The sequence below is a fragment of the Oxynema aestuarii AP17 genome, assembly GCF_012295525.1.
Classification (GTDB): Bacteria; Cyanobacteriota; Cyanobacteriia; order Cyanobacteriales; family Laspinemataceae; genus Oxynema; species Oxynema aestuarii.
In genome coordinates this window covers 5,241,354-5,257,348 of sequence record NZ_CP051167.1, presented here as the reverse complement: position 1 = coordinate 5,257,348, position 15,995 = coordinate 5,241,354, and the positions used below count along the sequence as shown (strand labels likewise).

Genomic DNA, 15,995 nt, shown 5'->3' with positions numbered 1-15,995 from the left:
TGTCCCTACGGTGATTTGACTGATTGAGAATTTTTATAGACATTTAAAGAGATCGAGTCAGTGATGTTCTCAAAAGTGCGATTAAATAAGGTTTTTGGTGGGACACTCATCCCGGCAATTTCGTTCCTCCTGTAGATTTTAAAAGTAAAACGGCTTAAGCCATAAAAAATCCTTTAACCTAGCAACTATCACTCCCGAATTGGAGATTCCGGAAATGAAACTCAAAATACCGGCGGTACAATTCACAGGAAATTGCACAGCCATCCGTCGAACAACGAACTAAACCCAAACAATCCAATTTATAGGCGGCGATCGGTTCTAAAAGGACGGGGCGATCGCTGGAAATCACTTTTCTAAAAGCGTCGTAAAGTTGGGGATTTTGTTTGAGCGTTAACAGCAAGTTTCTCAAGCGATCGCCGTAAATTCCAGTATCGCTAGAAGCTTCTGCTAAAAGTTGCTTCAGAGTTAACGATTGACCGGATTGACAGAGATAATAAAGCGCGATCCGGATTAAGTAAGGATGTCCGCCCACAAAATCCCTCAATTCTTTGGCTTCTTTCGAGTTAGACCAATCCAGTCCGTGACGGCGAGCTAATTCTTGAGTTTGAGCGAGACTAAACGGTGGTAAACTCAGGGGCAATCCGACATTAAAAGGAGATTGATTGACATTAAGGGGAATATAAACTTCCGTCGAATAAATTACAATTAATCGCAGTTTTGTCCAGTTTTCTCTTTGTTTAGCTTGCTCGTGCCAAAAACGCAAAAGAGGGAGGAAATCTCGCGCAATTTCCGGATATTCAAAAACTACATTAACTTCATTGAGAATAAAAAGTAGAGGGGTCTCGATTTGAGAGAGTAAATATTCTTCAAAGTAACTCGTACAACTAACTTTACTCCCGATTTCTTCAAACCAGTAATCATCGAGGTGGAGGTCGAGTTGTAACTGTCGGGTGACATTGGCACTCAACCAGCGCAAAAAGCGATCGCTACTGTTAAAAATACTGGCATCGGCTTCTTGAAAATCCAGTTTGACGATATGATAGTTAAGCTGGCGTGCGCGATCGGCCATGCGCAACATCAGCGAACTTTTACCCATCAACCGGGGTGCTTTGATGCGGATGACCGTTCCCGGACGAGTGAGTTCTTGATAGGCGAGTTCTTCGATGGGGGGGCGATCGATATATAAAGGCGAATCGAGGGGAACCGGACCACTGGGAAAATTAGGTAGTTCGTAAGGATAAGTGCGATTGAGAGTTTCGAGTAATTGCTGTTGTTCTCGGCTGAGGGGACACGCTTCCAACTGCGATCGCAAATTCGGCTTAGAAATCGATTCTCCCCAAAATTCGCTTAAAATCGGCCAGAGTTCCGATGCGGCTTTACTGCGTAAGTATTGCGCCGAATAATTGAGTTGAGCTGCCATATCCGCATAGGTTTGTCCCTCCCAGGAGCGCCGCAACATCCATTCTTGTAGTTCGGTCAAGGGTTGGGACAAGCTCGCATTTAACAGTTGTACGACTTGGTCGATGGTCATCTCAAGGGTTCCTAAAGCGAGCTACATCAAGCTTTCGAGCGGATAAAGTTCTCGTTCGACCGAGGTCAATTGCTAAAATGTAGACTCTTTTCTCCGGGAGTTGTCCCATTGCACTCTAAATTAACCTACTTTTTGGAGTTGACAAAAACAACGATTTATGTACTAATTCCTTTAACTCTAACCCAAGACCCCAAACTGCAAGACGTCTTGCCCTACATAACACAGTAGCACCGTCATTTCAGGACTTTTGGGCAATGGCGACGCCGCGCACAGATCGAAACTGCTTTTGAGGGGATCGGCGCTGAGCCGCGATCGTATAGTGCTTTTTGAGAAATATTGCAACCTTCTATTATAGCATCTATATTTAGAGCATTCCACTCAACCGGAGGACTTCCTCCGTAGAAGTCAGGATTTTTGTTAGCCTGTCAACCGCGAATGCGAATTTCAACAACTTTTTTCAATTGACTGTACTCGTGTAGGCTCTTTTAAGATCTGAAGAAGAGTGAGGCTAGAGCGAATCCAAACTCGTACGGAAACGATCGCCTACTCCACGACCGAGCATCGATGAGGTGACGGAACGCCAATTGTAATCGGTGAAGGACAAGCGGTCAAATCTCCCTCAAGAGCGATGAGTCGATTGCCTTTGAGGATAGCTTATCTCCCGTGTAAAATCAATTTTTCAAGAACAGTATTATGGTCAATGTGATTAATCAAATATTTGATTTGGGAAAAATGACGAGTTCTAAAGAAACAGCCAATCCGACGATCGATGTCAACGTTCTCTTGATTGACGAACATTCCAGCGAGCAGAAGGCGATCGCCACCATGCTCGATCGCCCTTATAAAAATTTTCAATTTACGCTCTGGAAATGCCTGACCCTTAGCGAAGCTGGTTTTATTATTACTGTAGAACAATTTGACATTATTTTCATTAACTTATCTGGAATTTCCGAAACAGAAATTGAAGCATTTAGCCAGTGCAATTGCAAAAATCAAGGCATTCCCCTCGTCGCGATCGTCGATGAAAGTCAAGAAGAATGGGCAATTTCTTTATCCGAGTCTTGGCTTGACGAATATATTGTTAAAGGTCGATACGATCGCGACTTATTAGTTCGTTTAATTCGCTGGGCTTCATGTTACCATCATTTAGAACATCAAACTTCACGAGAAAGTAACAACAAAATTTTTTGGCAAAGTTATTTTAATAATCCTTTAGTTGGTTTTTATAAAATTAGACCGAATTTAGGACAAATCCCAGGGGGAGAACCGTGGTTAGATCTCAATCCGAGCTTTTGCCACTGGCTGAATTATTCTCTCGGCGACTTAATGTTTAAATCCTGGGATGAATTTACCCATCCAGAGGATGTGAACCAGGAGTTAGAACATCTGAGGCAAATTTACAATAGCCAAAAAAATATTGCCATTTTTAACAAGCGGTGGCTGGGGAAAAATGGAGAAATTGTCCATACTCGCGTCTGTCTTTCTTGTAGTCGTGATGACCATGGCGAAATCGAGCAGTTAACCGCAACTTTAGTTAATATCAGCGATCGCCTGCGATCGGAAGAAATACTCGTCGAACGAGAGCAGTTTTTACAGTCAATTTACAACGGCATTGAAGCAGCGATCGCCGTCGTTAATGTCGAAGAAAATGGCGAATTTCGCTTTTTAGGAATCAACCGAATGCAGGAGAAACTTTTGGGTTTGCGATCGCGCGAAGTCGAGGGAAAGTCCCCCGAGGATCTGTTCTCGCCGGAAATCGCTAAAACCGTTTGCGAGCGATATAAAAGCTGTCTGCGATCGGTCAAACAGATCGTTTATGAACAATCGCTTTTATCTGAAGGTGAACCAAGTTGGTGGATTACCAACTTAACCCCCTTATTTGACGCTGAAAATCGCATCGATCGCATTATCTCGACCAGTTTTAATATCAGCGATCGCAAACAAGCTGAGGAAGAAGTGCGCGCCAGTCAGCACTTTATCGAACAAGTCGCCGAAGCCAATCCCAATATTATCTATATTTACGACATCGAAGAACGGCGAAATGTCTTTATTAATCGCAACATTGCCGCGATGCTGGGCTACAATAAAGCCGAGATTGCTGCCATGGGAAACACCGTTTTACCGACCTTAATGCATCCGGATGATTTTGCTCGATATCCGAGCTACCTTGAGAAAATTATCAACGGTTCCGATGGGGAATTTTTTGAAATCGAATATCGGATGCGATCGAAAAGTGGGACTTGGTACTGGTTGAATAGTCGGGAAGTCATTTTTGCGCGCACGCCGGATGGAAATCCCAAACAGATTTTAGGAACGGCAACGAATATCACCGAACTCAAACACCAAGCCGAAGAGTTACAAATTGCAGGAAATCGCTTACAATTAGCATTAGAAGGCAGTAACTTGGGCTTGTGGGATTGGAATCTTAGCACCCAAGAGGTGTATTTCGATCCCTATTGGAAAAAAATGCTCGGCTATGAAGTTGAAGAACTTCAAAACTCTTTTGAAACCTGGGAAAAATTAGTTCATCCTGACGATTTACCGCCGATCCGAGTCCGCTTGATGGATTATTTGGAAAATCGCTTGCCAAGTTATAATGTTGAATTTCGCATGAAACATAAATCCGGCGAATGGCGCTGGATTTCCTGTCATGGAAAAATCTTCGATCGCGATAAAAATGGTAAAGCCGTTCGCATGACCGGAACCCATCAAGATATTACCGATCGCAAACTGGCAGAATTAGAATTAATTAAATTTCAGTTAGCTGTAGAAAGTAGCAGCGACGCGATCGGGATGGCGGATATTGAAGGCAATCATTACTATCACAATCAAGCCTTTAGCGACCTCTACGGTTATCCGACGGCGGCGGAATTTAATGCAGCCGGGGGACCTCCAATTGCCTTTGTGGATCGCGAAATTGGCAAACAGGTCATTGAAACCATTTCAAGCGGTCGTCCGTGGGTTGGCGAAGTCGAGCAGATTGCACGAGACGGTCGCAAAATGCAAATTTTATTGCGGGCTAACCCGATTAAAGATAAACAGGGAAATATTGTCGGCTTGATTGGTATTAATACAGATATTACGGAACGCAAACGAGTCGAAGAAGAAAAAACAGAATTAATCCAATCACTGCAACAAACAACCCGACATTTACAAGACGCTCAACGGATCGCTCATATTGGTAATTGGGAGTTGGATATTGTCAGTTCGGAGATGATGTGGTCGGAGGAGTTATTTCGGATTTTTGGTTTAGAACCCAGTTCGGCTGTATCCTTTGACGATATTATTAACACTCGGATTCATCCAGACGATCGCCCCGCATTATTGACCCAGATCGAACAGGCGATCGCCCGGGGAACTTGTTACAATATTGACAGCCGGATTATTCGCAACGATGGCAGTATCGGCTATATTAATTCCAGAGGAGAAACCCTTTTAGATGAGTCTGGAAAAGCTATCAAGTTGATGGGGACGAGCATCGACATTACCGAACGCAAACAAGCGGAAGAATCCCTAAAACAGCAATTTGTCCGGGAGCAATTAACCGGGGCGATCGCCAACAAAATCCGCCAAACTTTAGATTTAGATGCAATTCTTAATACGACCGTTTTTGAATTGCAAAAAGTGCTGAAAGCCGACCGGGTTTTAGTATATCGAATTTTCCCCGATGAAACGGGTTGCGCGATCGCGGAAATGACGGCACCGGGAATTGAAAAGTTGCTCGATCGCGTCTTCCCAGAAGAAGTATTTCCCCGAGATGTTTACGCCAGTTACTTACAAGGACGCATCTGTGCGGTCGGCGATCGCGATGCGGGAGGAATTGTACCGTGTTTGGTCGATTTTATGGTAGAAATTGGGGTGCGAGCGAAATTAGTCGTCCCGATCGTTCAACATCAAACCCTCTGGGGATTGCTAATCGCTCATGACTGTTCTCAACCCCGAGAATGGCAAACCTGGGAAATTAGTTTATGCAAACAGCTCGCCAATCAAGTCGCGATCGGGATTCAACAATCGACGTTATTTAAACAAGCCAAAAGCGAATTAGTCGAACGTAAAGCGGCTGAATATGCGTTGAGAAAATCGGAAGCGAGAGAACGCGCTAAGGCGATCGAACTCGAACAACTGGTGCATCAATTAAAAAATACTCAAGCTCAACTAGTTCAACAAGAAAAAATGGCCGGATTGGGTCAAATGGTCGCGGGAATTGCTCACGAAATTAACAATCCGGTTAATTTTATCTACGGGAACCTCAGCCACGCCACGGATTATACCCACGATTTACTTAATCTTCTCGAACTGTATCGAGGGTCTTTTCCGCATCCCGGCTCCGATATTTTAGAAGAGATCGAGGCGATCGAGTTAGATTTTTTGAAAGAAGATTTCCCGAATTTATTAAACTCGATGCGAGAGGGAGCGAATCGAATTAAGGGAATTGTCATGTCTTTGCGAAACTTCTCCCGTCTTGACGAAGCGGAGAGGAAACAAGCGGACATTCATAGCGGGATTGATAGTACGTTGATGATTTTGCACCACCGCTTGAAAAAGCAACGGGAGCGACCGGAAATTGAAGTGATTCAAGAGTATGGCGATTTACCGTTAGTCGAGTGTTATCCCGGACAGCTCAATCAAGTGTTGATGAATGTACTGACGAATGCGATCGATGCACTAGAAGAAAGGATGAAAAGCGATTGCCATTTAAAGCCGAGAATTTGCATTCAAACTAGACTCGGGGAGTTAAAAATATCTGACGATCGCTCGGAGAATTTACCATCGGTGGTGATTCGCATTGCGGATAATGGCAATGGCATTACTCCCCAAGTTCAATCGCATATTTTTAATCCCTTTTTCACGACGAAGGAAGTCGGTTCGGGGACGGGGTTGGGCTTGTCGATTAGCTATCAAATTGTGGTGGAAAAACATCGCGGTAAAATTTCGTGTCATTCCCAAGTCAAACAGGGTACCGAATTTACGATCGAGATTCCGATGAGATATATCGGTCATTGAGACGATCGCGGAAAGGGTACTTCTCCATTGGTGTCGGTTTTAAAGGAGATATATTGTTGGGGAATACCGATAGAAATTCCGAGGCGATCGAAGCTCAGTTTGAGACGCCGACGGTATTCGCGACCGACGGCCCATTGTTGCAGGGGTGCAGTTTTAATCCAAACCCGCAAGGTAATTCCCTGATGCGCTAATTCGTCAATTCCTAATAATAGTGGGACTTCGATAATGCGATCGCTCCACTCGGGATCCTCGTACAATTGTTGGCCGACTTGTTCGAGAATTTGCATGACTTTTTCGATGTCGTTGTCGTAAGCCACTTGAATGGTAAAATTGACGCGAGACCAATTTTTGGACATATTGCGGACGATCGAAATGGTGCCGTTGGGAATGGTGATTAAATGTCCGTCTCCGTCGCGTAATTGGGTGACGCGCAAGTTCATATTTTCGACAAATCCCATGACCGGATCGATCGCAATAAAATCACCGATCGCATATTGGTCTTCGATCAAAATCAAACAACCGTTAACGACATCTTTAATAAAGTTTTGCGAACTGAGGGAAATCGCAAAACCGAGGATTCCGGCCCCGGCTAAAATCGGACCGAGGGGAATGTCGAGGCGTTCGAGTGCTACGACGGTGCCGACAGTAGCACAAATAAAGAAGGCGACGCTTTTGAGAACGACGGAAAAGGTGGAAAAGCGCAATGCTTGCCGTTGCGAGCCATTCGAGTTCAAGGTCGTTCGTTGAACTAAGGTATTGAGAAAGACATCGACGAGAACGCAACTCACATCTATGGATAACTTTGTGAGCAAAACGATCGCTACCAAAACGATCGGCTTGCTCGCTAACCACGATTGCAGCCATCGCGTCCAGGGAAACAGTCCGGCGATCGCCGCGATCCCGCCGATCCAGAGCAGCAATTTGGCAATTTGCAACAGCCACTGTTTGAGAGACGTCAAATTTCGATGACGATCGCGGTTGATGACTTCCTGGCGTTGGGCGATCGCGCGGGAACGGTCGGCAGCACGCACTTCTTCGGGAGAACTAGGCCGAAAGGCAGACGGGAGCGAGTCTACGGCTTCCAGGGAAGGTGTCGGACCCGGAAGTGCGATCGTTGTAGCTTTCAAGCGTTTTTCGAGGGATTGCAGCCCTAGGGTCAGCACGGCGACGGCGACGGCGATCGCGGCGGCAATTTGGGCGTGACGCAACAGATAAGGGAGTTGGCGTTCTCGATAGGCGCGGATCGCTCCCTGGTGGATAATCTCGCTCAACGCCTGTGCCCACTGACTGACTGAAAAGCCGTAAATCCGAGCGTCGAGGTCGGTGACCGTGACGATCGGCTGATTGTTGACGCGATCGCCGTCCGAGGCCACGATCGCGGTTTCGCCGTTGAGAATGGCGACGTTGATTTGTAGCGTTTCGGGATTGAATCCCGTGGCGATCAAACCGTAAAGTTCGTTTTCGATGCGATCGACGCGCTCGTTCAACAGGGAGGTTTCTCCTCGGGCCGGGTCGGCGTCGCTGACTGCCGCCGCCGCTACGCGAAACAACTTGCGACCGTCGAGGATGACGGGAGCGTAGACTAAATTTCCGATGCGGTTTTCGGAAACTATCGACGTCGGCGGGAACAGGGACTGGATTTGAGCTGCTCCGGCTGCCGATTGCGCGATCGCCGCGCGCTCGATGCCGACGATCGCCCCGAAAACAAAGCTGAAGATCGCGATCGCAACGGCGATCGATCGCCGCCGCGATCGTCGAATGACCCGGGGGCGACCCCCACGTGCGGTATGAATGCTCATGGCGAAAACCCTGTAATTTCAACATCCCAGACGATCGCCCGCCCACGGCGATCGAACGAGACCCGAGCAAAATGTAGCATCTTACACCAAATCGGTTCCCAGTCATCCGGATTACTGAATTGAACGCGCTTTTCGATACCAATCTCCGAAGCCATTGTCAACCATTACCTACGTGAAATCACTGAGATTCCTCTTGGGAAAATTTACGCACGTCCAATTCTGTACATTTACGACTGCCAATCCCGATAAAGAGTTCGTAGACTGGAAGTAAAACCACGTACCATGCTTAAAATTAAAAGCCTTCGATCGCCCACTCTTGCCAATTCTCAATACCCAACTGTTGAGATTCATTTCTTCACATTGGCTGGGGAATCCTTATTTCCAGAACTTGTTATTTGAAATAAATTTTATCCAGTTTCTAAAGCAATCAAGTATCTTGCCAATTTAATTATCGATCCTCGGATACATTTTCAAAGAAAGTAGATATTCGCCCCTACAGCACTCGGGGGGAACGAGGAAAGTAGGGGTTTGGTAACCAAACCCCTACCTGGCGAGGGGGATTTAAATGTCTTGTATACCAGAGAAAAATGCTGTATTAACCCGGCTTTTATCTTTTTTTACTTTGTTCGTATTTATTTCGTAATTTTAAGAAAAATAAAATTAAACTTAAAAACGATCTAGAACGGTTAACCAGATCGCTTAAAATCGAACTGAGCTGTTGTTAGTTGTCATCAGGACGATCGCTATTTCCTCTCCGATCTAATCCTTTGGGACTGCACAAAACCGACGCCAAAGTTGCTAGATCGCCGATACTCATATCCCGTAGCCCCTCTCAAGAGGGTCTCGATAACAGACCCCCTAATTTTTATAACAATGTTATTCGATCGCCCGTCTAAAATCGCTCTGGCTATTGACCGTCGAACAGGATCGACCACCATGAAACGGCGTCAATTTCTGTGGTCGTCTCTCTTGTTTGTCGCAGGTTGCACCACAGCCACTCGCCAGCCTGAACGCAATCGTTCTCAAACTGCAGCCAACTGCCCGGACCCCCTGCGATTAGCGATAACGGATATCAAAGGACTCGAACAGTTACAAGCCGAATTCGGGGCTTTTAAATCGGCATTGGCAGACGTATTGGGGAGAAACGTCGAATTTTTCTCGGTAGAGAACTACGTCGCCGCCAGTCCGGCCCTGCTGTCCGGTCGGGTCGATTTGGTGCTCGCCGGACCGTCGGAATACGTGCTGCTCCATGCCAGGGCACAGGCCATCCCGTTGATTGCCCTGACCCGACCCGACTACTACTCGGTCATCTCCGTGCGGGCCGACAGTGGCATTAAGTCGTTGAAACAGTTAAAAGGCAAGACGATCGCCATGCGAACAGCCGGGTCAACCGCAGGTCACCTCGGTTCGACCAAGCTGCTCGTCGATGTGGGCTTAAATCCCCAGTCCGATTTTAGAACGGTGATGACAGGCGATCGCGGCTTGGAAGCCCTCCAAAACGGCGAAGTGGATGCGTGGGCCGATTCCAATATCCGGCGCACTCAATTCCTGCGGGAGGCGGGGTTATCTGAGAGTGCGGTTCCGATCGTCGCCCGAGGTACCGATTTACCGAGTGACGTCTTTGCAGCCAATTCCCAACTCGATCCCGCCTGTTTGGAGGAAGTGCGATCGCTGATGCTCGCCGCTCAAGACCAATTACTGAAAGGGATTTTGGCGTCGGCGGCGAATGAAAAGTATGCCAGCTCCGAAATGGTGGCGGCCAAAGATAGCGATTACGACCCGATCCGCGAAGCCTATCGCGCGATCGGACAAGACGATTACCTCTAGCTCGATTGACGTCGTGCGATCGCCCACTGGTCTCGAAACGGTTCTGATGAAACAAACAACACTGTTGTGGTCTTCTTCTCTCTCCTTTGCCGACCCGATCGCCGCCAGGGCGATCGCGATCGTCGGGAGCCTTGACACGGCGAGGAGAGAGCCAGTCGTGGGGGAAAACCGATGGTAAATGCAAAGTGGGAGAGCGATCTAGAAATGCCGAGAACCGCCATCCCTCAAAATAAAGGTATTTGGAGGTGGTTGGGAGGGGCGATCGCCCACCTCGGGATCGCCAAAAAAATCGGCTATGGCTATGCGTTTGCCATTGGCATTGCCGTATCCGGAACCGCGATGGGTTCGATCGTCGGCAATTACTATCAAAACCAGGCGGAACAACAGCTCGTCGTTGCCGACAGACAGCAAAATTTACTCAACCAATTAGAAAATGGAGTGCTGAAAGTGCGGTCTCACCCGCAACAGCTTTTTGCCGTCGTCGGCGATTCGATTTGGTTCGAGTACGAAAGGAGCGAGTTTTTAGGGAATATTGCTCGGGTCGAGGCGCTCCTGTCCGAACTCCACGAGTTCGGCGATCGCAATCCCGAAGGGGTCACCGAATCGAGCCAGTTGAGGACGATTTTAACGGACTATGCCACGACGATCGCCGCTTACGAGCAAATCGTCCAGTCGCTGTGGGATCGCATCGAGCAAGTCAACGCGAGCGCGGACGAAAGCGCCGCCCAGCAACAGATCGTCAATACGATCCGCGATCGCGAACTGCTCGCCCTCGACGTCGAGTTCGAGCGCCTCTCGGAAAGCCTCATCCTTATCCTGCACGCGGCAGAAGTCCAATACCGACAAGCTCATGCCGGATTAATCCGCGCGGATATCCTGCGCTTACAAATGATTATGGTGAGTATAATGCTGTCGGTGGCGATCGCTACCGCCCTGGCGATTTATACCAGTCGCGGCATTGCCCGCCCCATCCAAGCCTTGACCGAGGTCGCTCGCCAGGTCACTCAGGAATCGAATTTCGAGCTGAAAGCCCCGGTGAGTACGACGGACGAGGTCGGGGTACTCGCCGTTTCCCTCAATCAACTGATCGCCTGGGTGGGAGAATATACCGAGGCATTGGAGAACGCCCGTCAAACCCTGGAACGGCGCGTCGAAGAGCGCACCCAAGATCTGCGCGCCGCCCTCGCCGAACTCCAGCAAACCCAAGCCCAACTGATTCAAACGGAAAAAATGTCGAGTTTGGGGCAACTCGTCGCCGGAGTCGCCCACGAAATTAACAATCCGGTCAGCTTTATCTACGGCAATCTGGTTCACGCCGAAGAATATGCGCGAGATTTGCAAGAAGTGGTCGATCTCTACGAGGCGGAAGGGTTGGAGCTCTCCCCTCAAACCCGAGCGCGTCTCGACGAAATCGAACCGGATTATCTGCGAGAAGATTTTCCGCGACTGCTGGCGTCGATGAAAATGGGTACCGATCGCATCAAGGCGATCGTGCTGTCGTTACGCAATTTCTCTCGTCTCGACGAAGCCCAGATGAAAGAAGCTTCGTTGCACGAAGGGATCGACAGTACCCTGTTGATTCTGGGGTCTCAACTCAAACAGGGGATCGAGGTGGTTAAGGAGTATGGGGATATCCCGCTTATCTCCTGCTATCCGGCACAATTGAATCAGGTATTTGTTAATTTGTTGGCCAATGCGATCGATGCGATGTTGGCGGCGAACAGCGAGGTCAAACAGCTCGCGATCGCCACCGAAGCCGTTGAGGATCGGGTTCGCGTGACGATTCGAGATACCGGACCGGGGATTCCCCCGCAGATCCGCGAGAAAATTTTCGATCCCTTTTTTACCACCAAGCCCGTCGGGAAAGGAACGGGCTTGGGATTGTCGATTTGTTATCAAATTATCCAAAAACACCGAGGTACGCTCGAGGTGAGTTCGGAGGAAGGACGAGGCAGCGAGTTTGTGATTACGTTGCCCGTTTAGGAGGGTTGCGAAGACGGGGAATCGCCGCGCGCCGCCGATACCTGGGCGATCCACTCGGATAAAATCGGGTTGACGAATTCCGGCGCTTCGTCTTGAGGACAGTGACCGACGCCTTCTAAGGGAATCAGGCGATCGACGGTGGCGAATTCGGCCAATTGGCGACCGAGGGCGAACGGTTCCCAGGGATCCTCGGTTCCCCAGAGAATCAGGGCGCGACAGGACAAGCGGGGGAGTAGATCTTCGGGTAAGGGGCCTTGAGAATAGGCGGTAAAGGCTACGAAAACGTCAACGGCGCCGCGATCGCGCGACGGTTCGAGAATCAGCTCGATTAATTCGTCGGTGACCGCTTCACTGCGTCGGTACGCTTGTAAAAGGATGTTGCGAACGGTTTTCGGTCGGGCTAACTGCGAGAAAAAGAATTGACTGACGAGTTTTTGTTGTAAAATCTTTTGGGCGATCGGCGCTCCGATCCGTCGGTACCAGGGCATTTCAGCTCGTTTGCGATCGTGGAGCAGTCGCAGGGAGCAGTTAATGAGGACCACCCCCTCGGCCCATTGGGGAAAGTCTACGGCAGCTTGCAAGATGGCGACGCAACCGATCGAGTTGCCGACTAAAAAGGCGCTGGTTCCGATAACTTCGCGACAAAAATCGGCGATTTGGGCGGCCCAGGTTTCAAAGGTATAGTCGGCTTCGATCCGTGGGGCAGGTTTGGCGGAAGCGCCGAAACCGAGCAGGTCGATCGCGTAAACCCGGCATGTTTTGGCTAATTCGGGGAGGTTTTTGCGCCAGTGACCGCACGAGGCGCCGAAGCCGTGGACGAGTAGGACTGCCGGACCGCGATCGCCGAGGTGTTGGTAGTTGATGTTAAAACCGCGCCAGATCCAACGGTCTCGGATCGGGGAAGCGGTCGCGGAGAGGGGAGAAGTCGGAAAGGTCATGGAAAGCTCGAAGCCTCAAACCGTCGATTGAAGTATATTTAAGATAAATCTCGGGATGTAGAGGCACGCGATCGCGCACCTCTACACCGTCGAGAACCTCGATGGAACTCGCGTTACCGAAGTGCAACTCAATTCTCGAAAGAATTCATTTCTCCGGTTTCCCGTTCTTCCACAAACTCTTGAACCCGTTTGCGGTATTCCATCAAGCTGTTATCGACCCATTCGCGATCGTTGCTGTTGGCGAAAATATGCACCAAGGGTTCTCCCGCATCGGGCAGAATTAACACCCAGCTTTCTTCCGGCGGATCGAGGATCTTGACCCCATCGACCAATTCCAAGATTTCCGAGGGGTGAGTTTCTACCAAATGGCGCATCAGGGCACCTTTGACGGTCCAGGGACAGCGCAAAGTGTAACTCTTATGGCATACTCGCGGCAGTTCGGAGCGAATTTGACCGAGCGATCGCTCTTGCAACATCAGCATTTCGATCGTCTTGGCAATGCAGAACATCGCATCGAAGCCGGGATGCAACTGCGGGAAAATAAAGCCCATTTCCCCACTGCCTCCCAACACGACGTTGGCATTCGTATGGCACGCTTCCATCAACGCCGTCGGATTGGCTTTCGTACGAATTACCTTACCGTCGTGGCGGCGGGCGATTTGTTCGACGGCGGACGACGTATGCACCGGAACCACGACCGTCCCGCGCGGGTTGGTGGTCAAAATCATGTTCGTCATCAGCGCCGTGAGCAGTTCGCCGCGAATCGGCGATCCGGTTTCATCGACTAAGATTAACTGCTCGCCGTTCGCCGACACCTGGACCCCAAAGGTAGCTTTGAGCGCTTCGACGACTTGACCGAGTTGCTGCAGCAGATTTTCCCGTTCGTCGTTAGATGGGGCCGTTTGGCTCAAGCTGGCATTGAGGACTACCGCATCGCTGCCGAATTTACCGAGCAGTTGGGGTAAAACGGCGCCGGAAACGGCATAAGCGTAATCGATGACTACTTTGGAGTTGCTGTAGCGGATTGATTGGACGTTTAAATGCTCCTCGAAGCCGCGACTGTAGATATCGAGCACTTGACTCGGATAAGCCATGTTGCCGATTTCGTTAATTTGAGCCCGTCGGAAATCTTCTTTAAAATAGGCGCCTTCGATCTTTTTCTCGCGAGCTTTGGAGATATTGATCCCTTTTTCGTCAAAAAATTCGATCAGCAGCGAATCGGAGCGATCCGGGTGGACTCGCACGTGGATCCCGCCTTCGACGGAAAGGGTCGGCACGATCGATCGCGCTACCGGGATCGCGGTCGCTTCTAAGTTCTGCACGTTGGTACCGACGGACATCAATCCGGCAATGAGCGATCGCGACACCATCCGCGAGATACTGCGCTGGTCGCGCGAGACGGTGACGCTGGCCCCAGGTTTGAGGGTCGAACCGTAGGCGGCGCCTAATTTCACCGCAAATTCCGGGGTGATGTCGATATTGGCCAATCCGGAAACGCCCCGTTGTCCGAACAAGTTGCGTTGCGCCGTATTCCCCCAAATCAGGTTAATATTGAGCATGGCGCCGGATTCGATTTTTTTACTCGGCCAGACCCGGACGCTGGTATTGATTTGGGCTTCTTCGCCGACGCTGGAGAGGGAACCGACTACGGCCCCTTCGAGCACGTGAGCGCGACGGTCTACCCGCACGCCACGGGCGATCGCGCAAGCCCGCAAGTGCGCTTCGTCGCCGACGATCGCCCCGTTCCAAATAATCGGACGTTTGAGATCCGCATCGGCACCGATGGTCACGTTATCGCCGATCACCGTTCCCGCTTCGATTTCCACGCGCGGGCCGATCCGGCAGTTATCCCCGATCAACACCGGGGCTTCTAAATGGGCCGTCGGGTCGATATAAGTATTCTGGCCGATCCAGCACCCCGGGGAATGTTCTTCGTAGGCAAAATCAACGAGGACTTTTTGATCGAGGGCATCGTATTGCGCTTCTCGGTAAGCGTCGAGGTGACCGACATCGCACCAGTAGCCCTCGGCGACGTAGCCGTACATCGGCTCGCCTTTTTCGAGCAGCAAGGGGAATAAGTCTTTAGAAAAGTCGCATTCCTGATTCGCAGGCAGGTAGTCGAGGACTTCCGGTTCGAGAATGTAAGTCCCCGTGTTGACCGTATCGGAAAAGATTTCGCTAGTTGAGGGTTTTTCTAAAAAGCGCTTGATGCGATGTTCTTTATCGGTAATCACCACCCCGAATTCGATCGGGTTGGGAACTCGGGTGAGAACCAGGGTGGCTTTGGATTGACGTTGTTTGTGAAATTCAATGGCGTCTTTGAGGTTAAAATCGGTGACGCTGTCGCCACTGATGACTAAAAACGTATCGTCGAGAAGTTCGGCAATATTCTTGACACATCCGGCTGTTCCGAGGGGTTGATCTTCTTCCACCGCATAGGTCATCTGAACCCCAAAATCGCTGCCGTCTTGGAAATAGTCGCGCATCACGTCCGGCAGATAGTGCAGGGTAGCGATGATTTCCGTGATGTCGTGTCGTTTGAGGAGATTGACGATGTGTTCGGCGATCGGTCGGTTTAAGATCGGAACCATCGGTTTGGGCAAATCGCAGGTAAGCGGTCTGAGTCGCGTTCCCGAACCGCCTGCCATTAGCACTGCTCGCATATTTCCTCCTTGGGTGTCTTCGCGCGCGCGTTGCGATCTTTGTAGATGCTTTCGTTAATTGTGAATTTTATTCTCTAGGGTACAGAATACGGGGATGTTTTCGGGTCTTTTACCGGAGTTCGTTCCAGCCGCGTCAGGGAAGGTAGAGGGAAAAAGGGCGATCGCGCAGTGACAACCCCGGAGTGTCGCGCGCTCTGCGCGAGTCCGTAGGTAGGGAACGGAGTGACCCTAGAGCTTGGAAATTCATCGC

General features: G+C 49.7%; 8 protein-coding genes. 4 read left to right on the top strand and 4 right to left on the bottom strand.

Annotated features, from left to right (window positions below):
- Positions 1–178: 178 nt before the first annotated feature.
- Positions 179–1,531 (bottom strand): AAA-like domain-containing protein, encoded by a 1,353-nt coding sequence (locus HCG48_RS21075; RefSeq protein WP_168570928.1) that lies wholly within the window; start codon positions 1,529–1,531, stop codon positions 179–181.
- A 732-nt stretch (positions 1,532–2,263) separates the two neighbouring features.
- On the opposite strand from HCG48_RS21075, the gene HCG48_RS21070 reads away from it, so the two are divergent.
- Positions 2,264–6,535 carry a PAS domain-containing protein gene (locus tag HCG48_RS21070; RefSeq protein ID WP_168570927.1) on the top strand — a complete coding sequence of 1,424 codons (4,272 nt, stop codon included), beginning with the start codon at positions 2,264–2,266 and terminating at the stop codon, positions 6,533–6,535.
- Here the strand turns inward: HCG48_RS21070 and HCG48_RS21065 are convergent.
- On the bottom strand, positions 6,529–8,334 hold the full coding sequence (locus HCG48_RS21065) for a mechanosensitive ion channel family protein (RefSeq protein ID WP_168570926.1): 1,806 nt from the start codon (positions 8,332–8,334) through the stop codon (positions 6,529–6,531). The genes HCG48_RS21070 and HCG48_RS21065 overlap by 7 nt on opposite strands.
- A 936-nt stretch (positions 8,335–9,270) precedes the next feature.
- Here HCG48_RS21065 and HCG48_RS21060 point away from each other — a divergent pair.
- The 3 genes from HCG48_RS21060 to HCG48_RS21055 are packed head-to-tail and all read left to right on the top strand — an operon-like array spanning position 9,271 to position 12,144.
- Positions 9,271–10,161 (top strand): phosphate/phosphite/phosphonate ABC transporter substrate-binding protein, encoded by an 891-nt coding sequence (locus tag HCG48_RS21060; RefSeq protein WP_168570925.1) that lies wholly within the window; start codon positions 9,271–9,273, stop codon positions 10,159–10,161.
- A gap of 46 nt (positions 10,162–10,207) precedes the next feature.
- On the top strand, positions 10,208–10,339 hold the full coding sequence (locus HCG48_RS26595) for a hypothetical protein (protein ID WP_281362032.1): 132 nt from the start codon (positions 10,208–10,210) through the stop codon (positions 10,337–10,339).
- The gene (locus tag HCG48_RS21055) at positions 10,333–12,144 is read left to right on the top strand and encodes a sensor histidine kinase (RefSeq protein WP_168570924.1); all 1,812 of its coding nucleotides are present in this window, start codon (positions 10,333–10,335) and stop codon (positions 12,142–12,144) included. Before HCG48_RS26595 ends, HCG48_RS21055 begins: the two co-directional genes overlap by 7 nt.
- Here HCG48_RS21055 and HCG48_RS21050 read toward each other — a convergent pair.
- Both HCG48_RS21050 and HCG48_RS21045 read right to left on the bottom strand, forming a co-directional pair.
- Positions 12,141–13,082 carry an alpha/beta fold hydrolase gene (locus tag HCG48_RS21050; RefSeq protein ID WP_168570923.1) on the bottom strand — a complete coding sequence of 314 codons (942 nt, stop codon included), beginning with the start codon at positions 13,080–13,082 and terminating at the stop codon, positions 12,141–12,143. The two genes, HCG48_RS21055 and HCG48_RS21050, sit on opposite strands and share 4 nt — an antisense overlap.
- 128 nt (positions 13,083–13,210) lie before the next feature.
- Complete coding sequence (locus HCG48_RS21045; protein ID WP_168570922.1) at positions 13,211–15,745, bottom strand: mannose-1-phosphate guanyltransferase; 2,535 nt, start codon at positions 15,743–15,745, stop codon at positions 13,211–13,213.
- Between the last annotated feature and the right edge of the window lie 250 nt (positions 15,746–15,995).

Coding starts and splice junctions, on each gene's coding strand:
- HCG48_RS21060 (WP_168570925.1), top strand. CDS start 9,271: ATGAAACGGCGTCAATTTCTGTGGTCGTCTCTCTTGTTTGTCGCAGGT.
- HCG48_RS21050 (WP_168570923.1), bottom strand. CDS start 13,082: ATGACCTTTCCGACTTCTCCCCTCTCCGCGACCGCTTCCCCGATCCGA.
- HCG48_RS21075 (WP_168570928.1), bottom strand. CDS start 1,531: ATGACCATCGACCAAGTCGTACAACTGTTAAATGCGAGCTTGTCCCAA.
- HCG48_RS21070 (WP_168570927.1), top strand. CDS start 2,264: ATGACGAGTTCTAAAGAAACAGCCAATCCGACGATCGATGTCAACGTT.
- HCG48_RS21065 (WP_168570926.1), bottom strand. CDS start 8,334: ATGAGCATTCATACCGCACGTGGGGGTCGCCCCCGGGTCATTCGACGA.
- HCG48_RS26595 (WP_281362032.1), top strand. CDS start 10,208: ATGAAACAAACAACACTGTTGTGGTCTTCTTCTCTCTCCTTTGCCGAC.
- HCG48_RS21055 (WP_168570924.1), top strand. CDS start 10,333: ATGGTAAATGCAAAGTGGGAGAGCGATCTAGAAATGCCGAGAACCGCC.
- HCG48_RS21045 (WP_168570922.1), bottom strand. CDS start 15,745: ATGCGAGCAGTGCTAATGGCAGGCGGTTCGGGAACGCGACTCAGACCG.